The organism is Cerasicoccus frondis, from assembly GCA_031296915.1.
In the GTDB taxonomy this organism is placed as follows: domain Bacteria; phylum Verrucomicrobiota; class Verrucomicrobiia; order Opitutales; family Cerasicoccaceae; genus Cerasicoccus; species Cerasicoccus frondis.
In genome coordinates this window covers 14,695-41,310 of sequence record JAVDPC010000033.1, presented here as the reverse complement: position 1 = coordinate 41,310, position 26,616 = coordinate 14,695, and the positions used below count along the sequence as shown (strand labels likewise).

The 26,616-nt window shown below is 58.3% G+C and carries 19 protein-coding genes; 6 read left to right on the top strand and 13 right to left on the bottom strand.

Translation table 11 applies throughout. The features are described from left to right. Positions 1 to 14: 14 nt before the first annotated feature. A complete protein-coding gene (locus RBB63_RS19945) occupies positions 15 to 1,415 on the bottom strand; it encodes a hypothetical protein (protein WP_309386917.1) in 1,401 nt (466 codons plus the stop codon). Positions 1,416 to 1,508: 93 nt separating this feature from the next. Between RBB63_RS19945 and RBB63_RS19940 the strand changes: the two genes are divergently transcribed. Then, positions 1,509 to 2,453: a LacI family DNA-binding transcriptional regulator gene (locus RBB63_RS19940; protein ID WP_309386916.1), complete on the top strand. Its 945-nt coding sequence runs from the start codon at positions 1,509 to 1,511 to the stop codon at positions 2,451 to 2,453. Here the strand turns inward: RBB63_RS19940 and RBB63_RS19935 are convergent. Further along, positions 2,450 to 3,298: an NAD-dependent epimerase/dehydratase family protein gene (locus tag RBB63_RS19935; RefSeq protein WP_309386914.1), complete on the bottom strand. Its 849-nt coding sequence runs from the start codon at positions 3,296 to 3,298 to the stop codon at positions 2,450 to 2,452. The genes RBB63_RS19940 and RBB63_RS19935 overlap by 4 nt on opposite strands. A 77-nt stretch (positions 3,299 to 3,375) precedes the next feature. On the opposite strand from RBB63_RS19935, the gene RBB63_RS19930 reads away from it, so the two are divergent. After that, complete coding sequence (locus tag RBB63_RS19930) at positions 3,376 to 4,071, top strand: DUF4339 domain-containing protein (RefSeq protein WP_309386911.1); 696 nt, start codon at positions 3,376 to 3,378, stop codon at positions 4,069 to 4,071. Positions 4,072 to 4,083: 12 nt separating this feature from the next. Here RBB63_RS19930 and RBB63_RS19925 read toward each other — a convergent pair whose 3' ends face one another. The 3 genes from RBB63_RS19925 to RBB63_RS19915 form a co-directional block, all read right to left on the bottom strand. Next, a complete protein-coding gene (locus RBB63_RS19925) occupies positions 4,084 to 5,052 on the bottom strand; it encodes a sensor histidine kinase (RefSeq protein WP_309386910.1) in 969 nt (322 codons plus the stop codon). Between the two features lie 188 nt (positions 5,053 to 5,240). After that, the gene (locus RBB63_RS19920; RefSeq protein WP_309386909.1) at positions 5,241 to 7,772 is read right to left on the bottom strand and encodes a VWA domain-containing protein; all 2,532 of its coding nucleotides are present in this window, start codon (positions 7,770 to 7,772) and stop codon (positions 5,241 to 5,243) included. A 496-nt stretch (positions 7,773 to 8,268) separates the two neighbouring features. Continuing rightward, positions 8,269 to 8,739 (bottom strand): superoxide dismutase [Ni], encoded by a 471-nt coding sequence (locus RBB63_RS19915; RefSeq protein WP_309386907.1) that lies wholly within the window; start codon positions 8,737 to 8,739, stop codon positions 8,269 to 8,271. Positions 8,740 to 8,870: 131 nt separating this feature from the next. On the opposite strand from RBB63_RS19915, the gene RBB63_RS19910 reads away from it, so the two are divergent. After that, a complete protein-coding gene (locus RBB63_RS19910; RefSeq protein ID WP_309386906.1) occupies positions 8,871 to 9,095 on the top strand; it encodes a hypothetical protein in 225 nt (74 codons plus the stop codon). A 228-nt stretch (positions 9,096 to 9,323) separates the two neighbouring features. Here RBB63_RS19910 and RBB63_RS19905 read toward each other — a convergent pair whose 3' ends face one another. The 3 genes from RBB63_RS19905 to RBB63_RS19895 all read right to left on the bottom strand — a co-directional run bounded on the left by RBB63_RS19905 (position 9,324) and on the right by RBB63_RS19895 (position 15,355). Continuing rightward, positions 9,324 to 12,311 (bottom strand): tetratricopeptide repeat protein, encoded by a 2,988-nt coding sequence (locus tag RBB63_RS19905; protein ID WP_309386904.1) that lies wholly within the window; start codon positions 12,309 to 12,311, stop codon positions 9,324 to 9,326. Between the two features lie 158 nt (positions 12,312 to 12,469). Beyond that, positions 12,470 to 13,780, bottom strand: coding sequence for a phosphopyruvate hydratase (eno, locus tag RBB63_RS19900; RefSeq protein ID WP_309386903.1), 1,311 nt, complete (start codon positions 13,778 to 13,780; stop codon positions 12,470 to 12,472). Between the two features lie 126 nt (positions 13,781 to 13,906). Next, positions 13,907 to 15,355 (bottom strand): glycoside hydrolase family 125 protein, encoded by a 1,449-nt coding sequence (locus tag RBB63_RS19895; RefSeq protein WP_309386901.1) that lies wholly within the window; start codon positions 15,353 to 15,355, stop codon positions 13,907 to 13,909. Between the two features lie 80 nt (positions 15,356 to 15,435). On the opposite strand from RBB63_RS19895, the gene RBB63_RS19890 reads away from it, so the two are divergent. Genes RBB63_RS19890 through RBB63_RS19880 form a run of 3 tightly spaced genes read left to right on the top strand, consistent with a single transcriptional unit; the run spans position 15,436 to position 20,096 of the window. Next, on the top strand, positions 15,436 to 17,367 hold the full coding sequence (locus RBB63_RS19890; protein ID WP_309386900.1) for an LpxL/LpxP family acyltransferase: 1,932 nt from the start codon (positions 15,436 to 15,438) through the stop codon (positions 17,365 to 17,367). Next, the gene (locus RBB63_RS19885) at positions 17,360 to 18,337 is read left to right on the top strand and encodes a CPBP family intramembrane glutamic endopeptidase (protein WP_309386898.1); all 978 of its coding nucleotides are present in this window, start codon (positions 17,360 to 17,362) and stop codon (positions 18,335 to 18,337) included. The genes RBB63_RS19890 and RBB63_RS19885 overlap by 8 nt, the downstream gene beginning before the upstream one ends. A gap of 10 nt (positions 18,338 to 18,347) precedes the next feature. Then, positions 18,348 to 20,096 carry an ABC transporter ATP-binding protein gene (locus tag RBB63_RS19880; RefSeq protein ID WP_309386897.1) on the top strand — a complete coding sequence of 583 codons (1,749 nt, stop codon included), beginning with the start codon at positions 18,348 to 18,350 and terminating at the stop codon, positions 20,094 to 20,096. 2 nt (positions 20,097 to 20,098) lie between these two features. Here RBB63_RS19880 and RBB63_RS19875 read toward each other — a convergent pair whose 3' ends face one another. From RBB63_RS19875 to RBB63_RS19855, 5 genes are all read right to left on the bottom strand, one after another. After that, positions 20,099 to 21,433, bottom strand: coding sequence for a c-type cytochrome domain-containing protein (locus tag RBB63_RS19875; protein ID WP_309386896.1), 1,335 nt, complete (start codon positions 21,431 to 21,433; stop codon positions 20,099 to 20,101). A gap of 67 nt (positions 21,434 to 21,500) precedes the next feature. Beyond that, complete coding sequence (locus tag RBB63_RS19870) at positions 21,501 to 22,796, bottom strand: DUF1501 domain-containing protein (protein WP_309386894.1); 1,296 nt, start codon at positions 22,794 to 22,796, stop codon at positions 21,501 to 21,503. A 12-nt stretch (positions 22,797 to 22,808) separates the two neighbouring features. Next, entirely contained in the window at positions 22,809 to 24,869 is a 2,061-nt protein-coding gene (locus RBB63_RS19865; RefSeq protein ID WP_309386893.1) for a DUF1549 domain-containing protein, read from the bottom strand. 131 nt (positions 24,870 to 25,000) lie between these two features. Continuing rightward, positions 25,001 to 25,657, bottom strand: a complete 657-nt coding sequence (locus RBB63_RS19860; protein WP_309386891.1) for an ankyrin repeat domain-containing protein — start codon at positions 25,655 to 25,657, stop codon at positions 25,001 to 25,003. Between the two features lie 64 nt (positions 25,658 to 25,721). Next, a complete protein-coding gene (locus RBB63_RS19855; RefSeq protein WP_309386890.1) occupies positions 25,722 to 26,597 on the bottom strand; it encodes a rhomboid family intramembrane serine protease in 876 nt (291 codons plus the stop codon). Between the last annotated feature and the right edge of the window lie 19 nt (positions 26,598 to 26,616).

Below are 26,616 nucleotides of genomic sequence, written 5' to 3'. Positions count from 1 at the left end.
CAGAACTGCATTGATCAGGTGTAGTGCAGTTGTGCAGTGGCAGTGCAGGCGCTTTTGGCTACGGTGCGGACCCAGTGGGCGCTGAACCCGTCGGGGAAAACCTGAGGTAGGTAACCGTTGGCCGGAACTTCGAGCGTTAAGTAAGTTTTCCACTGCCCGTTGCCTTGGAAATCCACTTGCACATCGAAGTTGACTGCTGTGTCGCAGTCGTGGCTCAGGTGGAGCACCTTCTTATCAAAGCCAGTCATGAGATATGGGTCCGATGGCTCGTCGGCCTCGACCTTGTTTTCCCACCAGGGGCCGCCCCAGCCCTTGGGTTTACCGAGGTTCCAGAGATCGTCGGTCTTGCCCATCCAGATGCCAGACTGCGGCTCGGCGCATTGCAGGTTGCCGCCGCCTTCATGGCTGGTGTTGTCAGCGCCGATGACGAGCATGCCTTTCCACGAGCAAAAATCGCCGTGCACCCACAGATGGGTCGATATTGGACGGATGCCCCAAATGCGGTTGCCGTAAGCCCAGGGAGACAGTTCATACCACATGCCGTGATGGTCCATGAGCAGGCGTTCGTGTTCGGTGGAGCGAATGCGCGGCCACTCAGTTTGCCATTTGTGGTCGAAGCAATGCGAAGCTTTGGGAAGGCGGTAGGTGGTCCATTGGCCGTCCTCTTTGGTGAAGACCTTGAGGATGGCGGAAGCGCGGTCCCAACCATTGGCAAAGATCGTGCCGCCGAAGTCGTTCAGACCGTTAACGCAAATGAACGGTTTGCGCTCAATGACTTTCCAGGCCGCGCCATCGTACTCGGCGAGATTCCCCTCGTTGCGCTTACCTTCAAAGTCGTCTCCATTGTAGTCATTGTTCGTGATGACCAACCGGCCGTGCGCGGTGTAGCAGTCCTTGAAATGGCAGGAGCCTTCACCGGGCGTGCCAAGCGCCTTGGTGAGATCGAAGATCTGTTTCGTCTCCAGCGTGTGCACGTTGAGCTCGAACAGCTCGCCTTCCATGCCGAGCATGTAAACGAGGTTGTCGGCATCCGTCAGGTGAGTGGCCGTGCCGCAAAGGCGCACATTGATCAGCGACTCGACCGTACGCACTTTGTGTACGGTGTCGATCACGTGGGGTCCGATGATCATCTGGCTGCTGGGCGAGTGCACGTAGCGGTTTGAGTATGTGCCGTCGACGGCCGCCGGGTGAATGCTCATTGAGAAGTCTCCCTCGACGACGCGGAGTCCCGTGCCCGTGCCGGTCTCGCGACGGTGGGAGACGTAGTTCAAAATATACAACTTGCCGAGCCAGGGCATCAGGCAGCCAATGCCTACTTCGCTCCGAGGCGGTCCAAAGTCAGCGATTTGCGCCAGTGAGGGAACGACGCCGGATACATTTGCGGGGATGGTCTGAGAGGGGGTGGTGTTTTCCATGTAAGCCAGTTTGCAGTGCAAAAGCAGATTGTAAATCGCGCCAAATTGTTCACAGTGTCAATTGTGTGCGCTGAACCCATTAAACGCCCGACCTTGAAAGACGTCGCGCTTGCTGCGGGCGTGAGTCACATCACTGCATCGCGGGTGGTTCGTGGCGTGAAGAACGTGAGTCGGGAGACCGCGGACCGTGTCAATGACGCCATTGAACGCTTGGGGTATCGTCCTGATCCCGCGCTATCCGCGTTGGCCAGCTACCGGACTCACGGTCAATCAAAAGGAGATGGCAGCGTGCTCGTCTTCCTGGACTGCGATGGCACGGCGTTTAGTCAGGATGTGTTAAGCGGCGTGCGCGAAGAAGCGCGACGGCATGGCTACCTGGTCGAGCGCGTCGAGTTGCCGACACCCGCCGCCAAGCAACGACAGTTGGACAGGCAGCTCATTCATCGAGGGGTTCGTGGGTTGCTGCTCGGTCCTTCGGATGCGGAGCGCAACTTTTCCGCTTGGCGCTGGCAGGAGTATGCTGCGGTGTCTTTGGGGGCGCTTTGCCATCAGCCGCTCATGCATGCCGTGGCCTCTGATTACTTTCACGCGACTTACTCTGCAACGCAAAGCTTGTTGCGATTGGGCGCCCACCGGATTGGCTTTGCGGTGAATGCTGGGTTGGAAGCGCGCACGGGCCATCGTTGGCTGGGAGGCTACACGGCGGCTTTAGCTGGACGGAATGCTTTTGTCTTTTCCGGCGTCTGCTCTGAGGCGCAAAAGTTTCGATCCTGGGTGAGGCGGCATCGGCTGGATGCGCTGGTGACAAACCATCAAGAATACTTTGCGCAGTGGCGTGGTGACCCAACGCAGTTCTATATGCTCAATGCGCTTGCCTCGATGGATGACGGGCAGCCGCATTTGGTTTCACGGCCCAAGACCATTGGTCGTGAGGGGGTGCGCCTGTTGCATCACTTGCTATTACGGCGGGAATACGGCGTGCCGCAAACACCGCAGATGGTTTCCCTGCGTGGTGAGTGGCGAACGGCAGGTGATTAAACTTCGTTCCGCCAACTGTATTGCGGAATGAAGCCAAGCACGTTGCGCGCCTTGGAAATGTCGTAGAGCGAATCGTTTGGCCCGGGAGTCGGGGTGTAAGGCACATCGGGATAGGCCGCCGCCATCAGCTCATCATTGGGCGCGTGCATGACGGTGTCCGCTGCTGCGATGGTGAAGAAATCCGCGCCCTGAAATTCGCAGGTCAGTGCGCATTCGACGGCTCGCCCTACGTCGCGTGCATCGATGTAACCCCACATGTTGACGGCGCGTATCTTCGGGTCATGCTGCCAGGACTGGAAGTTCACATAATTTTTCTGCTCCATGACATTGGACAGCCGCAGGCCAATAATCGGGATGCCAGACCAGCGATTGAACTGTCGCGCCATTTCTTCGCCGAGGATTTTGCTCAGCGCATAGGCGGACTCCGGGGAGGGCGGTTGCCCTTCGTCCAGCGGCGCTTTGTAAGGCTTTACGTTATCGAAGGGCAGGCCAAAGCAGGTTTCGCTGGATGCCCAGACGATGCGCTTAACTCCGTGTAAGCGCGCTGCCTGAAATATGTTGTAGGTCGAGGCGGTGTTGTTGTGAAAAATCTCGCTCGGTGGCGCAGAGAGCGGCGCGGGAATTGCGGCAAAATGAACCACTGAATCAACCTCCTCCAGCATGTCGACGACTTGGCCATAGTTGGTTAGGTCGGTTGGGACAAAGCGAGCTGGCAATGGGGAAGGTGGCGGGTTGCGGTCGAGGTTCAAGATGCGGTAACCGGCGTCATACAAATGTTGGACGACGGCGCGACCAGCTCGACCACTGCCGCCGGTGACGGCGATGAGTTTGCTTTTAGAGGGCATGCCAAGGATATTGAAGGGAGTGCAAAATCCGTTACTATGTAATTGCTTGTACTGTGATGGGAGCCTAACGGTTCTACATGCAATGGTTTTATTCAAACGACGGTAGCCAGTATGGCCCTATAAGTGAAGCTGAATTCAAGCAATTAGTGAGCGATGGCGTGGTGCGCCCTGATACCTTGGTTTGGAAAGAAGGGCTGAGTCATTGGCAACTGTGGTCTCAGTTGATGCCGAGGGCGTCTGCGCCCGTAGGCGCTCCAGTAATGCAGCCTCTGCCGATGAGCGGGGGCATTTGGCGTGATCGCAAATACGCCGTGGTGCGTATTGATGCGCCATATTTGCCGAATCGCTGCGTCTTGACGAATCAACCTGTCGAGGAGGAGGCGAAGCTCCGGCGCAAGCTCAGCTACACGCCGCCCTGGATATACATCACCATCTTGATCAGTCTTCTCGTGGTCATTATCCTTGCGGCTATTCTGGGCAAATCCATCAAGACGCAAATCGGTTTGACGCCCGAGCAAATCGAGCGACGTAAAAAACGGACTCTCAATTTCACCATCATGCTGTTTGTTAGCATCCCTTTGATGGCGGCGGGTTTTATCAATCAAGACCTCTTCATTCTGTTTCTGCCCGGCATCGTCATGTTGCTGTTGAGCCTGTGGAAGCTGGCCCGTGTGCGCTCCATTCTCTACATCAGTAAGATGGACAAGCAATTTGTCTGGTTGGGGGGATGCTGTCCTGCATTTCTGGAAAGCCTGCCCGAGTTTCGCCGTTAAGGGAGCTGGCGCTCAGTGAGCTTTAGGCAAAATCAAATTAAACGCTGCGCCTTCGCCGGGGGAGGAATCGACGTCGATTTTGATGTGTAAACGTTCCGCCAACTCAGCGGTCAACGCCAAGCCCAGGCCATAGTTGGAGTGGATCGTGGACTTGCGGCTGCGAACTTCGTCGTCCTGATAAAATGCGTCAAAGATGTGGGGTAGGACTTCAGGGCGAATGCCGGGCCCTTCGTCTATGACGGAGATCGTTGCGCCGCGCTCCTGGCTTTCTGGCACGAAGCGAATGATCACCGACTTGCCGCGCGGCGTGTAGCGAATGGCGTTGCCGATCAGGTTGTTGACCATGATGAGGAGCAGATCCACGTCGGTTTCGATGGCCAGGTTTTCCTTGCAGACCAGTAGCAGGTCCACGCCATCGTCCTGCGCCAGCGGAGTGTGCAGGTCGATGGACGTCGCTAGCAGATCACGCGGGTTGATGCCTTTTAGGTTGGGCTCCCAGGCGTCGGAACCGGCTTTTGCGAGATCCAGCATGCGACGGATTAGCTGGTTCATGCTGCGCGAGTTGCGCTCGCATAACCGTAGGGCTTGTTTGTATTTATCGCTGGTGCGCTCGCAGCGCAGCATGGACTGAGCAGTGGTCAGGATCGCGGCGATGGGCGTTTTGAGTTCATGGCTCAAATTGGCGGACAAACGGCTGTAGGCGCGGGCTTGATGAACGGCGCGATCTTTGGCGGTATGGGCTTCATCCAGATTCTTCCAGGCATTGGCCACAGCGCGGACAATGGCGGTGGCTGAGCGCCCAATGACGTCCTGTGTTTCTGGATTGTTTTGCTCCCAGACGCGCTCGCAAATAACTGCATCGTAGCCTTCGGTGGCCGATTCAGGCTCCGCGCGCCAATCGACCTGACAGCCCAGCTCCTCCAGGCCTTGGACTAAGGTCTTGGCAAAAAGTTGGTCTTCTTCGATCAGCAGTATGCGCATCGTTCTTTTATTAGCAGTAAGTAGTTCATTCCCTGCTATTTAACGGATGATCAAGGTTACGCTTTAATCAACTTGAATGCGATCAAAAGCTTCACTGCATATTTCGGGCTTAGCGACGTCCAAACGAGGCTTTTACACAATTTCAAAAAAAATTTATAATTCAGTGTATCTGTCGCAAATCCTGGCAGTTAGTCCTGGGTTCGCAGACCCAGAGCATTCAGCCTAGGCCAGAAGCCAAGGCGGCTTTGGGCTACCTCCAGCAAGAAAAACGGCAGCAGGAGCAGGATTACCCAAAGGCGCAGGCTTTGCTTGGCGTCGGTGTCGGGAGATTCCCAGGACTCCGCGAGATTAACGCGTTCGACGCCTCCAGTAGTGGCGCTGAGCTGGACCAAGTCATTCAGCGCCACGGGGTCGGTTTTCCATTCCAAATTATCCCCCGCGATGACGGGCCCAAAGGGTAGGGCGTGTTCGCCGATCTGCACCGCGCCGCGGTAAGATTTGCCGATGTCGAGCTTGAGCTTGGCCCGAAACAGACCCGGCTCAATGCGCTCCCATTCGGAGGTCAGGGCTTGGTTCAGGCCTTGTGCGGTGTAGAGCAGGGTGGGGAGGCCGTCTTCGGGCAGGTCGGCATGCTCGGCGTCATAGAAGAAATCGAGCGTCAGCTCATTGCCTTGCAAATGGGTGGCCAGGCCGAGCCCTTTGGGCAGGTCGTCGCCGATCAGCCAGCGCGTGAGCGTCTGCATGAAGTCGCCGTAGCCTGGCCAGTTGCGGGTGGCTTCGCTGAACTTGCCCGCCGCCGCAAAGGACACCGCCGCCGAGCGACCCGAGCCGCGATTCCAAAACGCCAGCAGCGGCGCCTGGTATTCGTCACGGGTGAGGGCGGCCGCGGTCGCGCCGTCCTTCAAATAGCTCAGGTTGTAGCCGTCGAAATGTGCGGGCCAATCAAGCGTGCTCGCGGCGATCTGTAACCAGCCAGCCGTGGGCTCCACGCCCGTAGGGTCTTCGATGAAGGCCGACCGTGCGACGGCCACCGTTTCCTGCGCGAACACAGCGGGCAGGTTGGCGGGATTATCATTGAAGAAAATGCGTCCATTGCCGCGCTTGGCGACGTCTTCGATGAACGCGGCGTCGGGATCGGCGGGCGTGCCGAGGCCGATTACGCTGACCGTGGCGCCCTCGGAAACCATTTCCGCGATCAGCGACTTGTATTGGCCGGGCTCCTCGGAGTCTGCGGCATCGGTGAAGAGGATGATGTGCTTTTGGCCGACCGGCGCCTTCTGCAGCTCGTCCCACGCGGCTTTGAGCCCGGTGTAAACGAAGATTCCCCCGCCCATGCTTTGGATGCTGCGGACCCGCTTTTCAATCGTGCCCAGGTTCGGGCCGACCATGGTCAACGGCACCACGACATGAGGTTCGCTGTCGACGGCAAACACGGTCAACATATCGCTCGGGCCCAGCAAACGGGCGGCCTCGGCGACGCCGGAGTTGGCGAGGTCCATCTTGGTCATGCCGCCGGGCACTGTGGCGCCCATGCTGCCGGAGCGGTCGACGACCACGGCCATGGCCACGGACAGCTTGCGATGCTCGTCCTTGAGCTCCATGCTCACCGGGAGAATTTCCTCCAGCGGCGACTCAAAATAACCGCCCGATCCGTAGCTGAACTTGCCGCCCAGCATGAGGAAGCTGCCACCCTGGCCGCGCACATAAAAGTCGATTGCCGCCAGCGCTTCGCTCGGAAATTCATAGGCGGGCACGTCGTTAAAGATGACTGCTTGCGCGCCGCTGAGGCGACCTTCGTGAAAGTTGCGCGGGTTGTCGATGACTTCCACTTCGAAGCCCAGACGTTGCAGCGTTTGCGCCACCGGGTCGTTGGGGTAACGCGTCACCAGCACAATGCGACGACCGCCGGCAATCTCGATCCAGCGCTCCATGGTGTTGTTGCCGGGGCGGGGGTCTTGCGCACTGCTGAGAATGGCTGAGTAGCGGTAGGCGCCCGGCGTGGGGATGCGGTCTTTGAGCCGCACGCGTGCGCGCCCATCTTCGGTCGTCGCAACGCCCTTGGCGACGGTTTGGCCGTCGCGCTCTATGCGGTATTCCGTGCTGCCGCCGACGGGGCCCGTAATGACGAGTTCGATGAGGAATGGCTCCGCAGTCTGGTTGCGGTTGGGCATTTCGAGTCGCTCCACCTGGAAGTCAGCGGTGGCGTCGTAGGCGGCGAGACGATGGTCAACGGGGACGCCGGCATCCTGCAAACTGCGCGCGACTTCGGCCAGCGGCTCGGTGCTGTAGCCATCGGTCAGCACGAGCACACGGGCGGCGCGGTCATTGGCCCGCCGGGCCTCGGCAATGCGTAGGGCGGTGGCGAGGTTGGTTTGGTCAAAGGAGTCTTCAAAACGGGCGATGTTGGACGTGCGCTCGGTCGCCCCACGCGCGAAGTCCACGAAGTGGAGCGTGTCGTCCGGCCCACGGCTATCGCGGATCAGCGCCTCCCACTCAGTCAAGCGCGGCCCGAGGACATCTTGCGCGGAGTCCGACTGATCAACGAGCACCCACAGATCGAGCCCGGGCTTGAGCAGCCTCCATTGCGGATCGGCGAGGAAAACGGTCGCCAACACGAGGCAAACCGCCCGCAGCGGCCGCCACAGCTTCAGCCCACGCGCATACCACCCCAGAAACGCAAGCACGGGCAGCAGGAAGAACCATTCGGGTTGTCGAAACATCAGATCAGGAAGCGGGCGGTTTTCAGATTATGAAATAGGCTATCACTTCCGGTTCCAATATTTTTTGTTACGCAGGGTTGAGGCATGTTCCTCTGTTCGTAGCCCAAACCTATCCTTGTGCTAAAAGCCTACTGCTCTTTTTGAAAAACAACCGGGTAGGCGTTCGCAAAACAAAGCCTCGGTTGTTTCCACAACAACCGGTGCTATGTTACTCCAACAACCGATGCTATGTTGGAGAGACAACCGAGTAGGCTTTTGGCAAACATAGCATAAGGCTTTTTCAAAACACAGCATAAGGCTTTTTGAAAACATCCGAGTAGGCTTTTTGAAAACAACCGGTAAGGGTTTTCAGAATTGGCTGAGTTGTGGGCCTTATGGAGAGAACCAGTCCTCTGGCGCTCTCCTCAGCCGAGTTCTTGAATGGGGGGCTCCCTTCCGACAAAAAAAGACGTCCCGTAGCAGGACGTCTTTCGCTCAAATTGGTTGTGGGGACGGCTCAGTGATGGTGGTCGTCGTGCTCGGGGTAGTAGGCGCGCAGGGCTTTGATGGACTTTTCGAGCGCTTCGGCGCTGGCGGCGTCGGAGTTTTGCTTGGCCTTCATCGCGGCAACCATCACGGCGTGGTGCGCCTTCAGGCGTTCGGTGTAGTCAGCCTGCGAGTCCTTGACGCGCTGGCAGAGGAAGTAGTTGCTGCTGATTTCGATGATGTTGTTGGCGTGGTCTTCCTTGTTCTCAACCCAGCGGACAAATTGATTGCCGGACTGCGGGTCGGTCTTGCCGGCGAGGTTATTGATCTCGGTCATGCACTTGGTGACGGTAGTAGCGTCGAGGAGCATCTGCTTGACCATCAGATCGTCGTCGTAAATGCCACAAGGGATCTGGCAATGCGCGGAAGCGGCATTTGTGGCGAACAGCAGGGCGAACAAGGCGATCAGGAAACGGACGGGTTGAGCGGTGGTGTTTTTCATGATAAGCGACTGTCAGGCAACCGCCGATGAAAGTCAAAGGACATCGCCAGCTTTATTGAATGCGAAGGGCCCCGTTGGCCCCGTGACTATTTCTGTTTCCAAGTCTACAGCGCTGACTGACTACCATCTGCATGCGTGACGCAGCTTTTAACCACGAAGAGCGCGAAGATCACGAAGGTGGATCAGGAAATCACCACGACGAATCGCAAAAGTTAGGAACGGTTGCCCTCAACCGTCCATTGCGGTGGTATGGCCAAGGTGGAGCCCGGTGTCCCGACCGGGCTATCGCGTTGCCTCTCAGCGGGATGAAACAGCCCGGTCGGGACACCGGGCTCCACCTTAGAGTCATGGATTAATGCTGGGAGGCTGCGTGGCGGACGGTTGAGGGCAACCGTCCCGATTTAGAAGTGATTACGTCCTGCTGTAGGGCTCGTGCTTGCGCGAGCCCTACATGACGACGTGGCTTATCGGGAGGCGCGGAGTCATTGCTTGGCGGCTACTCGGCAAGGTTGTCACAGCCCGTGCTCAGGCCGCTGCCGTCCGGCGATGAGTGGCAAGGGTGGGCGGATTATTCTTCCGGCCAGCTATTCCAGCCCGAGCAGGTGTTGGCAGATCGCCAGCGCTAGGCTAGAGGCTTCGACATCGGGGTGAGTCGGCGGCAATTTTGCTTTGCTAATGCGCCAGGCGTCTTGCAGCAGGGGGTAGGCCTCCTGAGCGCGGTCAATTCTCATCAGGAGCAAGCCTAAGTTATGGTAGTGGGTAGCCAAGTCGGGGCTATCGGGGGGCAAGGTTGCCTTGCTAATACCTAAAGCTTCGCGGTAGAGCCGCTCGGCCTCAGGCAGCTTGCCTCGCTGTTCCTGCATATAGGCCAGGTTATTCAAAATTGTGGCCTGATTTGGGTGTCGCTCTCCCCAAGCCGCTTTGCCGATGGTCACAGCTTGCTGAAGCCGTTCGACCGCCACTTCGTGCTTGCCCATTTTTGTTAGCAATGCGGCCAAATTACTATTTCGGATGGCCAGAGTTGGGTGGTTAACGGGCAACGTTGCCTCATCAATTGCCAAGGCCTGGCGGTAGTGATCTTCGGCTTCCGCGAAGCGTGCTGTCTCTTCAAGGTGGAGCGCCATATTGTTATGGGCGACGGCTACCTCGGAGTGCTCAGAACCGTAGTGTGTGATCGCGAGGTTCAAGTATTGCTCGGCGAGGCGTAACGCCTCGCGATGGCTCCCCTGTGCCCAATGATAGCTTGACAACTGATTGAGCAGGTAGCCCGTGGCGCTAGGTTTCAGCGGCTCCCCCGTCTCCCCAGCCTGAGCGACGTTCTGGCTGAGGGCCGCAGAAATGTGGACCGCCAGTGGGGTGATGATTTCCCAGGAGCGGGCGTCATCAGCTTGGAAGGGCATGGCCTGACTGAGCCAGCGGAGCGCAGTGGCGAGGTGTTTGCAGCGGACAGTGGCCTCCATCGTGGCGCGGGTCACGGCGGCAATTACCCGGTGCAGCCGCACGACGGACCGGTTGGCGGTCGCCTCCAGGAGGCCAAAATCAATCAGTCGCCCGAAGGCCCGCCGGGGGTTCTCGATGGCGGGTAATGTCTGCAGTCCAAGCTTTCTCACTGTCTCGGCGAGGTCTATTTGGTCCGTGGCCTGGTCAATATCCACATAGCCGGTGTGTTCGGCCAGGGTGAAGCGGTGCTGGTGGAGGTTTTCAATGGGAGCGATGATCGCGGCGAGCTTGGCCTCGAAGCCTGCGGGGTCCCGCTGAGCCTCGACGGCGTTGGCGGCGACGGTGATTAGGTGCGCGGGCAGGGGCTCAGGGGCCAGGAAGCTGAGGATGCGTAGCAGTTGGTGGGCCTCGGGCCCAGCGGCGGCGAGGGAGAGGGCGTAGGTCTTACCGATGGGGGCGCGGTAACGGTTGTCGGGGTCGGCGTGCGTGAAGAGCGTCGGCTCGGACTGCTCGCGCCAGCGCCGCAGATACTCGACGGGGGAGATCGCTTGGTCCTTGATGTAGGCGGCGGCCTGAGTCAGCGCCAGTGGCAGGTTTTCCAACTCGCTCTCCAGCTCGTGGAGGGCCTGGGGCGTGGACTCGTCCGCTGCGTGCGGTTGGCGGATGAGCCGCGCCAGTAGCTCGGCCCCTTTGCCAGCGGGGAGCACCCCCACGGGAAGCGGGTGGGCATGCGGGCCCCAGTCGCTCAGGCGCGAGGTGATGAGGCGGTTGCCCGTGGTGAGATTGGCAAACTCCTGGCGGACGGCGGCGCGGTCTTCCTGGGTATCGACGTTGTCCAGGATGAGCAGCCAGCCGGGGTGGGCGCGCAGCCAGCGGTGCACCAGCGAGTGGTTGTGCGGCACATTGCCCGGTGTGTAGCCTTCGAGGCCCAGGGCATGGCCCGCGGCCAGCTCGGCGAGGTTGGCTTGGAGGCGCTCCAGGACTTCTTCCGGCTTTTGCGGGGCTGCAGGCGTCTCGGCCCCGGTTTCAAACTCGGCCTCGGTGCGCCCGGCCACAATGAGGAGCAGCGCGGTGTAGTGCTGCTGGTAGCGCAGCGCATACTCGATGGCGAGCTGTGTCTTGCCGATGCCTCCCGCGCCAAAGAGCGTGTCCACCTTGCCCGTGAGGACGGTTGACTCCGAATGACCGTGCTGCGTGAGCTGCTCGTGGATGGCCTCAAGCTCAATTTCGCGGCCCACGAAGTCGTCGCCGAGCGTGGTGCGCGGCAGGTGGATGGGCTTGGGCGTGTGCTTGGGCGCTCTCTCTGTCTTGAGCGCTTCCTTTATCTCACCGAGCGATACGTCGGTCTTCTGTTGGAATGCTTCATCGCGCTGTCGGTCTTGTGCGGCGTCCGATTGGTGCGCCTCGCCCAGCTCGACGGCCCGCTTGGACTGCTCGGCGGCGCTTTCGGCGTCGGCAGCGATCGAGTCCAACTGCTGCTGAATCGCTGCCAGTGTGTTGGTGAGTTCGAGATGGAACGCAGCGAGCTGGTCGGCGAGGGCTATTTGGAGTAATTGTGCGAGTTCGCGTTGGGCGGCGGCGGGGTCTTGGTCGGCCAGCGCCTTTTCCAGTGACTCGATTTGGTCGGAGAGGCCTTGTTGGCCAAATTTGATGGCTTTGTAGAGCGGGATGAAGGCCGAGTGCTGGCTGGGCGCGATGAAATCGAGCACTTTGATGTCTGCGTCGCCCCGTTCGATGGACTCAAGCCAACTAGCGAGTTCCTTTTCCGTCTGGCTGTGCTCGGCGAGGGTCTTTAGATCGGCCAGCGCCGCCTGCCAGATTTGCTCGCGCTCGGTGGCGGAGGCCTTGTCGGCCTGCTTTTTCTTTATGGCTAGAGCGAAAGAGAGTAGACCGAACAAGCTGGTGACCAAGGGGAGGTTCGCACCAAGCAAGGCTGCACCGCCGACTCCGATAACCGTCGCAAGCGGCTTCATGGTCTCGCTGTCCTTAAGGTGAGCAAGCCACTGTTGGCGGTCGCCTGCAATTTCCTCTAAGTCGGGAATGAGTTCGAGGGCCTTTGTCGTCAGCTCGATTAGGGTAGCCGCAGATTCCATGTTTACGGGTGGTTCAGCTTTGCGGGAATCCTTGGACATGGGTTAATTTATCAATAGATGATGGAGCAAAGGGAAGTCCGAAGTTGGGTAAAGAAAAACCGGCGCCCAATTGGACGCCGGTTCGTAAAGTTTTGCTTCGCTTCCGTTGCTTGGAAACGCGGCAATGCCGCCTCTCCGATCCAACCGGAGGTTGGCTGCTAGAGCTTGCCGCCGTAGATGGCCAGTTCGCCCAGTTCTTCTTCGATGCGGAGGAGCTGGTTGTACTTGGCGATACGGTCGGAGCGGCTGAGGGAACCCGTCTTGATCTGACCGCAGTTCGTGGCGACAGCGATGTCGGCGATCGTGGTGTCTTCGGTTTCACCGGAGCGGTGCGAGAGCACGCTGGTGTAGCCGGCTTCCTTGGCCATTTCGACTGCGTCGAGGGTCTCGGTGAGCGAACCAATTTGGTTAACCTTAACGAGGATCGAGTTGGCGACGCCGAGGTCGATGCCCTTCTTGAGGAACTTGGTGTTGGTGACGAAGAGGTCGTCGCCGACGAGTTGGGTGGTGTCGCCGATTGCGTCGGTGAGCTTCTTCCAGGTGTCCCAGTCGTTTTCGTCGCAACCGTCTTCGATGGAGCGGATCGGGTACTTCTTGGCGAGGTCCTGATAGAAGGCAACCATCTCGTCGCCGGAGAGTTCTGCGCCGGAAGACTTCTTGAAGACATACTTCTTCTTCTTCTTGTCGTAGAATTCGGAGGAAGCGACGTCGAGGGCGAACACGATGTCCTTACCGAGCTTGTAGCCAGCGTTCTTGATGGCCTTGGCAATGGCGTCCATTGCAGCTTCGGTGGATTCGATGTTCGGAGCAAAGCCGCCTTCGTCACCGACAGCGGTGTTCATGCCCATGTCCTTCAGCACCTTCTTGAGGCTGTGGAAGGTTTCTGCGCCGTAGCGGAGAGCTTCGCGGAAAGTCGGAGCGCCGATCGGCATGATCATGAATTCCTGGAAGTCGATCGGAGCGTCGGAGTGAGCGCCGCCGTTCATGATGTTCATCATGGGAACGGGGAGAACCTTCGCGTTCGGGCCGCCGATGTACTTGTAAAGCGGCAGGCCGAGGGCTTCTGCTGCAGCCTTGGCGGTCGCGAGGGACACACCGAGGACGGCGTTGGCGCCGAGCTTGGACTTGGTGGCGGTGCCGTCGAGCTTGAACATGGCATTGTCGACGCCGACCTGGTCGCAGGCGTCCATGCCGATCAGCGCTTCAGCGATGTCGGTGTTGACGTTGCTTACGGCCTTGAGAACGCCCTTGCCGAGGTAGCGACCCTTGCGGTCGAAGCCCTTCGGGAAGTCCTTGGCGGCGAGTCCGCCGTCGCGCAGTTCGAGCGCTTCGTGCTCACCGGTGGAGGCGCCGCTGGGAACAGCAGCGCGGCCGATTACGCCGCTGTCGAGCTCGACATCGACTTCAACAGTCGGGTTGCCGCGCGAGTCAATAATTTCACGTGCGTGGATATCTACGATGGTAGTCATGGTAAGCATTGCTGATAGGGCGCCTGCACACAGAGTCAATGGCATTTCCCAATGAAACGATAAACGTTGCCGATTTGCTTAGCTCGTATAAGTGTGGCTAATTAAAAACCGGCTGGAGCCCCTGTGTTAATCAGCAAAAGTTTCGGCTAGCAAATTTGGGTGGTTTCGCTGTATTTGGAGAATTAATTCGCCGAATAGCGTGTTTGCCCAGGCAAACCACGTGCGTGTAAACTGCGCGGGGTCGTCGCGGTGGAAGGACTCGTGCATGAAGCCCGTGCCCGCGTGTGTGCGCACGAGGGTTTGCAGGCAGGCGCGGATCTCGGCCTCGTCGGTGGAGGTGAGGGCGCGCAGGATGACGCCCATCGGCCAGATGCTGTCCTTGCCGGTGTGCGGGCTGCCCTGGCCCTCGGCGGCCGCGCCGCGCAGATAGTAGGGGTTGGCGTCGCTCAGCAGGAAACGCCGGGTGTTCTGGTAAACGGGATCGCCCGTGAAGGCCGGGTCGAGGTAGGCGAGGGACATGAGCGAGGGCACGTTGGCGTCGTCCATGAAAATGCGGTTGCCGTAGCCGTCGACTTCGTAAGTGTAGATCGGGCCGAAGTCGAGGTGCTCGGTGACGGCCAGGCGCTGGATCGCGGCGTGGATCACGTCGGCCATGGCGGCGCATTCAGCGGCAAAGTCCGGGCAGCCGAGCGTATCATTATAAAGTGCGGACAGCTGACGCAGCGACAGCATCGCAAAGAGGTTAGCCGGCACGAGGTAGGGGAAAATCGTCGAGTCGTCGGACGGGCGGAAGGCCGAGCAAATGAGCCCACAAGGCTTGACCGGGTGTCCGGTCCCTTGGAAGGGCGGCGCGTCGATGGGGATATCCACCGTGCGCTCGAACCGGTAGGGCGTCTTACCGTCGAGGCGCTGCTCGGTGCGGAAGGTGGCGACGATGAGCCGCATGGCGCGGTCGAAATCGTCGGTGAAGATCGCAGGGTCGCCCGTCAGCCGAAAGACTTCATGCGCGAGCCGCACGACGTAGCACAGCGAGTCTATCTCCCACTTGCGCTCGTGGACTCCAGGCTTCGGCGCGGGTCGGTCGGCGTTGTGTTTGGAGACTTCCCCGAGGTCTTTATAGAAGGCGTTGGCGTAGGGATCGAGTAGCACGCATTTCACCTGCCGGTGGACGAGCCCGATGGCCAGGTCGCGCAGCGCGGCGTCTTCGGTAATGAGCGGCAGGTAGGGCCAGATCTGCGCGGTCGAATCGCGCAGCCAGAGCGCATCGATGTCACCCGTGATGATGAACGTATCAGGCCGGCCGTCGATGACCTCGAAGTCGACCGTGGTATCGAGGGTGTTGGGAAAGCAGTTGCTGAACAGCCACGCGAGCTCGGGGTCGGCAATCGCGTCGACCGCGCTCGCAATAACGCGTTCCACGGCGTCGCTGGCAAAGGTGCGTTCAGGGGCAGCGGGGCGCTGGCAGGGGAAAAGAGCGGGCATTGAATTTAGCGTGGCTGTCTTTATTGGTTGTGCAATCTCCTCTTCGGACAACTTATTGCGGAGCGAGATTAGCCATTTTCGGCGGGGACGCATTTAGCTGGATTCTGAATGTGTGCAAACGCAACGCTTGCCAAATTCGATGTGAATGCGTGTAGTTCCTCCTGCTAAAGTTCGTGGCTATCAAGATCATCCATATTCTTGGCTTTCTCCTGGCGCACAGTCCGGAGGCGATTTCGCGTGCGTTGACAGTCGTGCTGGGCGACCTGATTTACTGCCTGCCAACGAAGCGCCGCCGTAGTTTGTTGTCTAACTTGCACCATGCGTTCCCCGAGATGTCCGAGGCTGAGCGTCGTAAGATCGGCCGCACCAGTTGCCGTCGAACGGTGGAAATGGCGCTCTTCGTTTTGGTGTCGCCTCACTTTTCGAAGGAGCAGTTGATGGGCCGCTTCAGCATCGCTGCAAATTTCGAAGAGGAGATCCAGCAGAACGCGGAAAATCCAGAGCCAGCCATCGTCATCGTCCCGCATTTGTGCCTCATGGAGAGCCTCACGCTGTTGCCTGCCCTGGTCAGTGGCTCGTTTCCTGAAGTGGGGACCATCTACCGCCCGCTCAAGCAGGCGGCATTGGAGGACTGGGTGTTGCGTACGCGGCAGCGTTTTGGCGTGCGCCTGCTTTCGCGCAAGGAGGGCTTCGCCGAGGCCATTCAAATGCTGCGCGACCAGAAAGTGATCACGATTCTCTTTGACCAAAATGCCGGCAACATCGGTGTTTTGTCGACGTTTATGGGCCGCGTTTGCTCGACCACCGAACTCCCCGGCATGCTGGCGGCAAAGTTTAAAACACGCATTGGCGCGGCATGGACGGAGCGGACCGGATTCTGGCGCGGCGTCATCAAAATGGAGGAACTTGAGCGCCCCAGCGAATCCGTGGACTGCATTTTTATTTCTAATGCCTGGTTCGAGCAAAAGTTGCGGACCGAGCCCGGCTTCCGCACCGATTGGCTATGGTTGCACGACCGCTGGCGGACGCAAGATCAGTGGGATCGCCGTCTGCAGCTCAAGCATCGCCGCAATGCGTTGGAGGACGAAATGGCGTGGCGCGGTTGGGATACGATGCCCAAGCATACCCGCATCTGGATTCGCCTGCCGAACTGGCTGGGGGACGTGATCATGGCGATGCCGTTGCTGCGCGCGCTGCGTAGTGGCCGTCCAGATGCGGAGATCACGCTCTTGGCTCGCAAACAATTCAAGCCGCTGCTCGACGCGTTCCCTGTCGGCGACCGCCACATTATTTTGCCTGATAAGGGGGCTGCCGGAGAGGGCGCCTTTTTCAAAAAGCTTTCTTTAGAGTATCCAGATATGCAGATCCTGCTTACCAATTCGTTTCGTGGCGACCGTGAAGCCAAGCGCATTGGCGCGCCGCAGCGTTTTGGCATCCTGCGTCCGGGCAAACCGCGCCCGTTCCTCACGCACCATTGGGAATTGCCTGCGGACTTGGATGAAGCCTCCGTTCATCAGGTGGAACTGTGGCGCGAGTTTCTCAGCCATTTTGGGCTTAAGGAAAAGCCGGATTACACGCCCTTTAGCGCGGAAGAATTGGGCGGAGATTTCGTGACGCCGACTGGTGGTAAGCAGACGATTGGCCTGATTTGCGGGACTGAAAATGAGCCCGCTAAGCGTTGGCCGGTGGAGCATTGGCGGGCGCTGATTGAGCAATTTCCCAACGAACGCTTCACGCTGTTTGGCACGCCGAATGATCGCGCGATAACCGAGCAGGTGGCGAGCGGATTTCCGTCGGATCGCGTGATGAACCGTGCGGGTGAGACGAACCTGATCGAGTTTGCATCCGAGCTGCTCACATGCCGCGCGCTCGTCACCAATGACACTGGCGGCATGCACTTGGCCAATGCGTTGGGCGTGCCGGTCATCGTAGTTTTTGGGCCCACAAACCCGATCCGCACCGGCCCTTGTTTTGATGCGCCTAAGGCGCTGCTTCAGCCGCCGGGTTGCGCCCCGACTGGTGGGGGCGATATTCGCGCGGTTACGCCCGAAACCGTTGCTGATGCACTGAGTCAGCAATTAAAGGAGGCCGCAGCCAATGCTTGAGCGGGATCGGCAGTTCATGCTTTTTGGACTGTCGCCTGACCGCAGCAGCAGGCGCGGAGTATGGCTGTTTTTAGTTATTTGGTTTGGGGCGCTGCTCTTCGCCGGGCTTTTGGCTCCGTTGGTTTATGCGGCTTGTTCTGCGATGGCGCAGGGAAACCCCGATGGCGTTGCCGCGAGTCTGGTCGCGCGGGATTTTGATAAATTCGTCGACCGCTGTCGCTACCTGCCCATCATTATTCTGTTACCCTGGCTGATGGTCGTGGTTGGCTTGATCGGACGTTCGGCGGGCTTTCTTTCGGCCAATGATTTGAAAGGCCGCCCGGATAGTTTGCGTTGGCTGATGGGGTGCTTGATAATGGGCGCTGCACTGGCGGCGTTGATCATTTCGTTTCAACTGACGTTCACCTGGTATCATACAGGTAAGCTTGAAGGAACTGGCGACTGGTTAAAGGCCATTGGCGGCGCCGCAGTCAGTGCTGTTCTGATCGGCGTCGCAGAGGAAATTCTGTTTCGCAGCCTGATCTTTCGCATCTTCTATACCGGGTTTCGACCGAAGGTGGCGATATTGCTGTCGTCGATGATTTACGCCTACTTGCACTTTCGGGCGCCAGACTCGTTGCTGGCAGGGCCAAACGCAGACCCTGGCTTCTTGGCGGGGTTGCACATCGCTGGGCTCAATGCGGTGGGCATATTCCTAAATTTCGACTTCATCGAGTTCGCCAACTACACGTCGCTGGGCGCATTACTCTGTGTGCTTTACCTGAGGTCGCGCTCCCTGTGGGCGCCGATCGGGCTGCATGCGGGCATTGTTTTTGTGATGCTTATTTACCAGAAGGCTGTCTGGGTTCACCCTGATGAACTGCGCTGGCTGCTGGCTGGAGGCGGGTTGACGGATGGAATTTTGCCGTTGATCCTCACGCTTGCGTTGACCGTTGTCTTCGCGCTACGCTTGCCGGTTTCACGTCATTGAGAACCTTTGTATGCTCACAACTTTTCGTCGCTTTAAGCCTTATTTTCCGTTGCTCAAGCCAGTCATTGGTGAGCTGGTGCTGGCCATTATCTGTGGTTTAATCGCGGGCGCTTTGAGCGGCGCAGGCATCCCGGTGATGTTGGCTGAGGTCGTCCCCGTGGTTTTTAAAGGGCACGATCTGACGCAGATCGATCTATATTTTTACTGCCTGCTGCCTGCCGCAATCATGGGCGCGCGTGGCTTGACGACTTTTTTCAGCAACTACTACCTGGCCTTCTGTGGGCAGACGGTGCTCGAGAAATTACGCGTCCGCCTGTTCGCCAAACTGCAGCGCTTGCCGCTGAGTTTTTATCACAAGAATCCGCCTGGCGAACTGGTCTCGCGCGCGATGTCCGACACCTATCAAGTCCAGATGACGCTCATTACGGTGACGCAGGAAATCGTCCGCCAGCCAGCCACTTTGGTCGGGGCTGTCGGGGTGCTGCTTTTTCTTTCTTTGAAACATCATCAGGTCGCGTATCTGCTTATCTTTATCCTCGCGATACCGCTGTGCGTGATCCCCATTCGGCTCATTGGCAAGAAGCTGAAGAAGAAGGCGGCAACCCTGCAATACGAGCTGGCCGAGGCGACGAACCGCATTTGCGAAAACCTCGAAGCCACGCAGGAAATCCGCGCTTACAACCTGGAGGAACGCGAGACGGAAAATTTCAATGAGTCGGCTGGGCGTGTCTTGCATGGCTTCATGAAGCTGGCGAAATACAACACGATGATGTCGCCGATCATCGAGTTTATTGGCGCGTTGGGCATTGGCGTGGGCCTGTATTACACGTACGAAAGCCAGATCGGCGAAGGCGCTTTCACCGCGCTACTGGCGGCGCTCTACATGTGCTATGAGCCGATCAAACGGCTGGGCCGCTTGCACAACAGCATGCAAACCGGCATCGCGAGTCTGGAGCGCATCGAGCACATTCTGGAAGAAGACGAAGTGATCCACGATCCGGTGGAGCCGAAGGAGTTTCCGGAGAAAATTGAAGGCCGCGTGTCGTTCCATAATGTCTCGTTTGCCTATGGCGATGAAGCCGTGCTGCGCGACGTTAGCGTCGAGCTTGATCCGGGGAAAACCTATGCGCTCGTTGGGCCCAGCGGCGCCGGTAAGACGACGTTCGCCAACCTCGTGCTGCGGTATTACGACGTGGTCGAAGGCAAGGTGTGCGTTGAAGGCATCGACGTGCGTGATCTGCGTCAGCACGACTTGCGCGAGCGAATATCTGTCGTTGCGCAAAGCCCGGTGTTGTTCAATGACACGATCCTAGGCAACATCGCCGTCGGCGATCCCAAGGCTTCGCGCGAAATCATTGAAGACGCTGCACGCCAGGCTTATGCGCACGAATTTATCCTGAGCTTGCCCAATGGCTACGATACCGAGGTCGGTCCCAGCGGCAGTCGCCTGAGTGGGGGGCAGCGCCAGCGCATCGCCCTTGCGCGCGCGTTCCTGAAACAAGCGCCGATCTTGATATTAGATGAGGCAACCTCGGCGCTCGACGCGGAAAGCGAACGCTACATACAACTGGCGATGGAAAAGCTTTCGGAGCAGAAAACGGTCATTGTGATTGCGCACCGGTTTAGCTCGATTCAGCGCGCCGATGAGATTCTAGTCTTTGATAAAGGAAGAGTCGTCGACCGCGGCGCGCATCAGGAATTACTTTCGCGTGACGGGCTCTACCGTAAGCTTTACGAAGCACAGGGCGGCGAAGTCTAAGCCTACTTTTTATCCTCTTTTTTAGGGAATTCCTGCTTGGACTGCCCGGCGATTTCCACGCTGTCGTATTCAGCGCGTAACTCCTTGAGCTTTGCAGGTGAAAGGTCGAGCCCGTGGATGTAGAGCTCGGTTAACGCAGGCAGGTTCAATGCCTCCTTCACGCCAGCTTCGGTGATGCCGGTCGAGCTCAGGTTGAGGTAGCTGAGGTTTTTCAGTGGCGCGAGTTGAGCCAGATCCGCATCGGTCACGTTACTGTTTTCAAGGTGCAGGCGTTGCAAGTCGGGAAAGTCTTGGAGCTGCGCGTAAAACTCTGGCGGCCATTCCTGGCCGCCAGCATTGAGCCAGACCAGTTTGCTTCCAAGAGGCTTTAACTTTGCATGACAAAGTTTCCAGTCTGGCGAATCCATTTGGCTAAGGTTGACGAGCACATTGCCATCCCCCCAGGGCGTGAAATCCGCCGCTGCGCCAAGCTCGCGAATCGCATCCAGTTGCTTCACCGTTTTGGGGGTGAGCTTAGTCTCCTGCTGGTTTGCCTCGCCCGGGAATTGGCCACCTTTCTCAATCCATGCGCGCAACGTTTCAATTTGCTCCGGGGTGAGTGCAGGGCGTTTGCCGGGAGGCATCGCGCCTTCTGCGCCTTGGGGCAATTCGACGCGGACGATTAGTTCGCTCTCATCTGGTTTGCCTGCGACAATGCCAGGCTTGTGGCTGTCACCGCCTGCCCGGGCCAGCCGTGGCACATCGATCCGATAGCCGCCCTTGCGCTTGTTGATGCCGTGGCACTCGATGCAATGTTCTTCTAGGATGGCGTACGCTTCGGTGGTAAACGGGTTGGTGGGTTCGGTTTTACTTTGCGTTGAAGAGTTACTTTGCGATGCAGAGTCTCGCGATGTCTTCAGCATGGGAAAAGCTTCATCGAGCACGCCTTCGCCGTGGGTAATGACGGCGCCGCTATGCCCGGTGAGAATCAGACAAATAAAGGCGGCGGAGATAAAGACTGCGTAGAGCCCGGAGCACCAGGCGGCTTGACGCCATCGGTTGAGCCAGAAGCAGAGCGTGGCCAGAGAAAGCGCGCCCAAATAGTAGTAGCCGAAGTTGCGGTGGTCGGCAATGGCGTCCCAGTTGTAATCCGTTTGTCCCAGTGCATAGCCCAACCGCACGGTGAGGATGCTCGTCAGGAGGCACAGGGGCAGCAGTATGCCCAGCGCCGTTTCGTAAGTTTCCTGATGCTTCTCACGGCTTAGGCCCACTTCGAGCGCAAGGATGCCGACAAACAGCCCGATGGGCACATGCAATAGCACCAAGTGAAGCGCGCCATAAGTGTTCCAGTCGATCATGCCAGAGAACAGCAAAGCGTTGCCCAGATGAAAACGCCAGTCTGTTTACAGCGTCGCAGGCGCATCGTTAAAACAGCATTCGCAGCGGCTCGCCCTTGTCCGCCAAAGTAAACGGACGTCCGTTGGGCGACATGACCACCTGCTCGACGGGCAGGCCGAGCGAATAGGCAATCGTAGCATTGAAGTCCGGAATGGTGACAGCCTTTTCCGCGACTTCGCCGCCTCGTTCATCGGTTGCTCCAAAGATTTGTCCGCCTTGCACGCCGCCGCCCGCCAACAGGCAAGAGAAGGCAGCAGGGTGGTGGTCGCGGCCCTGGTTGCGATTAATTTCCGGGCTACGGCCAAATTCGGTGGCGACGACGACCAGCGTTTCGTCAAGCAACCCGCGCCAATACAAATCGTCGATCAACGCCGAGAGCACTTGGTCAATTTCGTAGGCGAGCACTTCGACCTGGTTGTGGTTATCGTTATGGGTGTCCCAACCACCGCGGTTGACTTCCACATAGCGCACGCCGTTTTCCACGAGACGCCGGGCCAGGAGGCAGCCTTTGCCAAACTGGGAGTTGCCATAGCGTTCGCGGACATGCTCAGGCTCTTTGCGCAGGTTAAAGGCGTCGAGGTCTTCGCTGGTCATCAGTTTGATGGCCTCGTCATACATGTCGCCGTAGGAGGCAACCTGTTTGCTGCTGTACTTTTGGTGGAAACTGAGGTCCATCAGTTCGGCCAGTTCGAGTCGCTCCTGCAGTTCGGCGTCGTCCACGCGGTTGTGTTGTTGAATATGGCTCAAGCCCTTGTCGGGGTTGCCGATGAAGAGCGGCGCATAGCGTTTTTCGAAAAAACCTTCACGGCCGGGCATTTGCGCACTGCCGCCGATCCGCACATTGCCGGGTAGGGTAGTGTTTGTTTTGCCGGACATGCTCATCAGCCAAGCCCCGAGCCCGGGGTGCTGAATCGTTCCACGCGGCGCATAGCTGGTGCGCATGAAATACGTGCCTGACTCGTGGGCGCCCTGCGTCGACGTCATCGAACGAATCAAGGCCAGGTGATTCATACGCTGGGCCAAGCCGGGGAGCCATTCGCCGACCTGGATGCCGTCGACATTGGTCGGGATGACGCCTACGGGGCCATACTGGGAGTCGGACTGTGGCTTGGGGTCAAAGGTGTCCAGGTGGCTCATACCGCCAGCCAGGTAAATATAAATGACGTTGCGCGCATGGGGGCGGCTGCCGGTCGGCGCGGTGAGATTGCCCCACAGCGGCAGACTGCCCGTGGACGCCAGCCCGACGCCGAGCAAAGCGCGAGCAGTGTAGTTCAGGAACTTGCGGCGGGAGAGTTCATCGAGTTTCTTGAGGTCGTCGTCCATGTCGTTCCTGCGTTATTGAATGAAGATGAATTCCTGCGTGTTGATCATGGCCCAAGCCATGCGCTCCCGCGCTTTTTTCGGGTCAGTCTCCCACTGGGTGTCGAGGTAGGCTTTTTCACGTTCGTTCGGGTAGCGGGTAAGGAAGCCCAGGGTCAGGATTTCGGCGGCCTCGGCCGAGTCCTCGACTTTGCGGACGCGTTGAATCGGGTCGGCGTGATCCGTCAACGCGACGTTGGTTTGGCCGGAGTTTAAGAGAAGCAGCGCCTGGTTAACCGTGGAGCTGTCGTCGGCATTGTCGACGAGGTCGCGGTCGGACTGACCAAAGACGCGCAACCAGTGGTCGACATTTTCCGGGCTGTTTAAATCGGCAGCGCGGTGGAGGTTCTTCTCCCACCATTGAAGCTTTTTGCCTTTCTCTTTTTGATCAGAATCTGAGGCGGGTTCGCTGTCCATCATGGCGCCCATCATCGACATGGAGGCGTCAACGTTGGAATAAGAGCGCCACTTCTTCTCGGCCTCCTTGTGGGCGGCTTGCAGCGTTTTGTATTCCTCGGTGTCGCGCATGTCGGGATCATTGCGGATCTTGTAAAACGCGGTGCGGGCGTCGGAGCGTTCCCGCCAGGCTTTTTCTGCGCTGGAGAGGTAGTCCGCCAATTGATCTGGCGTAAAGGTGGCGAGCAGTTGCACGGGCCCGGGCGGCTCGGGAATTTCGTCGGTGTAATCGGCTGGCTTGTTGTCGACTTCGGGTTTGAGCAGGACGACGTAGGAATCCCACAACTGCTCAGCGGTCAGCCGCCGCAGGACCGGGCCGGTGTAGTGGTAGTCTTCGGGCTTCTCGGGGTCGAACACCACGGCCTCGCGTTGAAAGAAATCCGTCTTGAGGATGGTGGCGTAAAATGCGCGGAGGTCGTAGTCATTTTCGCGCATGATCCCAGTCAGCGCTTCCGCCAAGCCGGGGACCTGTGATTGGGAATCTTCGCGAATGTCATCAATGGGCTCGATGGCGCCGCGGCCCATGGCGGCTTTCCACAAGCGGTTGGCGATGACGAGCGTAAAGCGGGGATTGTCCGGCGAGGTGATCCACTCCGCATAATAATTAGCGCGCTCGGCGCCTTTCATGTCTTGTGTCGCCGGGGTTTCGCCAAAGATGGTGTGTGGCTTCACGACGCTCTTGGCCTCGACGTCGTCGTATTGGTAATCGTGGGGATACTTGAGCTTGCGTTCCTGATGACTGGTTTGCCACTGCATCGGGCGGAAGAGGTCTCGACCCGCCGGATTGAGAAGCTTGTTGGCGTTCATCCGCTTTTGATCTTTTTCGGATAGCTCTTCAAAATTGCGCTCTTGCAGTAACTCCAGCACAGGCTGGAGCTCGTCCATATTGCCGTAGCCCATCCGCGTGTCTACGGCGTAGCGGAAGGCGGCCATTTCATAAAAATCGCGGCGAGTCCAGACGTCGGTGGGGTGGTCATGGCATTGGGCGCACTGCATTTGCGTGCCGAGGAAGACTTGCATCGTCAGTGCCATGTTATCGAGCGGCATGCCTATGTCCCGCAGGTAATAGGAGCTGGCCGGGTTATCCCACGGCGCGCCTTCGGCCACGAGGATTTCGCGCACCCACTCGTCGTAGGGCTTGTTGGCGCGAAGTTGGTTTTTGAGCCAGGGGACGAAGTATTTGCCGCCGCTTTCGTTGCCTTCACGCCCCGTGGTGCGGATCCGCAGGGCGTCGGCCCAGAGGTTGAACTGATGGCTCACAAAGCCTTCCGAGGCAATGAGCTCGTCGACGAGTTTGCGCCGTTTTTCGGGGTTTTGATCGCTAAGCCAAGCCGTCGTTTCTTCGTAAGTCGGGATGCGCCCGACAATGGTCAGGTAGGCTCGCCGCAGGTAAATTTCATCGGTGACAATTGGCTGCCCCTGCACCTGCTGCTCTTGCCAATAGTTGGCCAGGATATCGTCGATTTTAGCGCTGGCGGCAGGCTTTGCAGCTTGAACGCACAATGCTGAAAATGCCCAGCTCACCGCAAGTAATCGATTGATCTGGAGGCCAACACTGCCCCATCGGCGTAAATATTTCATGGCGGAATGTGCGCGGTAAGTGGGTTAACAAACAAGGGCAGCGAAACAGAGGTAGCGCTAAATTAGGCCGCGATTAACCAAATCGCAAGTAGAAGTTTCGAGACTCAGGTCGATGAAATCCGCTTATGAGGTCATTGCTTGGGCGCGGTAGCTAGAAATTGGGAGAGTAGCGCGCTGAAACGTGGTTGTTGAAACTCCTTGGCGATGCTGGCGGGGCTTTGCCCATCGGAAGTGGTTACATTGGGATTCGCGCCAGCTTCCAGTAGCGCTTTGCCAGCGGAGATCGCGCCCGTTTGAGCAGCGTCGAACAATGGCGTGAACCCAACTGCGTCCTGAGCGTTTACGTCGGCGCCGTGGGTAACGAGCAGCTTGACGATCAGTGGTTTATTCTGGCTGGCGGCGAGGTGAAGCGCTGTGCGGCCATCGTCGTTGCGATGATTGACGTCTGCCCCTGCGTCGAGGACCGCTGAGATGGAGTCCGCATTGCCGTAGAGCATTGCACAGAACAGAGCTCCCTGCTGGCTTTGGGGGCCTAGACCGTCGAAACTTGGCGTGGCGTTTTCCAATAGCTCCGGTTTATCGTGCAGGATCTCCTTGATCAGTTCCTGATCGCCCATTTGTAGCGCCATGATGAAGGGCATGGAGGCTTCCAACTCTTCGTAGTACTCATCAAATTCGTCGTAATCGTAGGGGCCATAGCCTGATTGGTCAGCGTTGCGGACGATGGCGACCAACAGGAAAATGACAGCGACGACGGACAGGATTTTTGCCCAGAGAGGCCAAGCCATCCAAAAGAATTCGCTGCGTTGCGGTTCACGGTTCCAGTCTCGATCATGAATGCCCATAATGTCGTTACGGATTGCGACGGTTTTGTAGTTTGGCGGCGTGTTGGTTGAGCAGTGCGCGATCTTCAGGCGTCAGGCTATCCATGCCCTCGACGGATACGCGATCCAGCAGCTCATTGATGTAGCGTTCGCGGCCACGACTCGTTTTGAGCCTTTCCTCCAAGGGGAGTTGTTTCTTTGGTTTGGGACTTGATTGGGGCTTGGACTTGCGCTGGGGAAAAGGATTCAGACTGACGTGCTGCAGGTCCAGCGATTCCTTCAGATACACTCCCGTCAGCACGACGGTAAAAATGAACAGCCCGGCAAAAAGCCAAACGCGCTGCCAAATCAGCTCGGGGTAAAAGAGAGCGACTGACAGCATGCCCGTGAGTGCGCCGCCCAAGTGTGCGTCATGCCCGATGTTGCCGCTTTTGTTGCGCATGCCATAGATGCTCACGCCAATAAAAATAAAGGCGAAAAGGTAGTCCGGTATTCCGATTGGGATAAACAGCAATGAGATGGACGAATAGGGCAGCAGGAAAAGGCTCGCGAAAATGATGCCGCTCACTCCGCCTGAGGCTCCAGCCGCAGTGTAGAACGGGTCATTCCGGTGCATTAACAATGATAGCGCCGAGCCGCCTAATATGCTGAGCAGGTAAAGCACCGCAAAGGCAGCCGCGCTGTAGCGCACCTCCAGATAGGCTGCAAACGCGTAGAGCGAATACATATTGAACAGCAGGTGCGGGACATCCACATGGATGAACGCGCTCGAAACCATGCGGTAATACTCCCGACCGCCCAGAATGCGCGCGGGGGAGAATAAAAAGTGTTGGAACTGAGTGGGGCTTTTCCAGGCAACCGCCGAAATAACCACCGTCAGTATGATTATACCCAAAAGAAACATTGCGTAGCGAAAATTACTG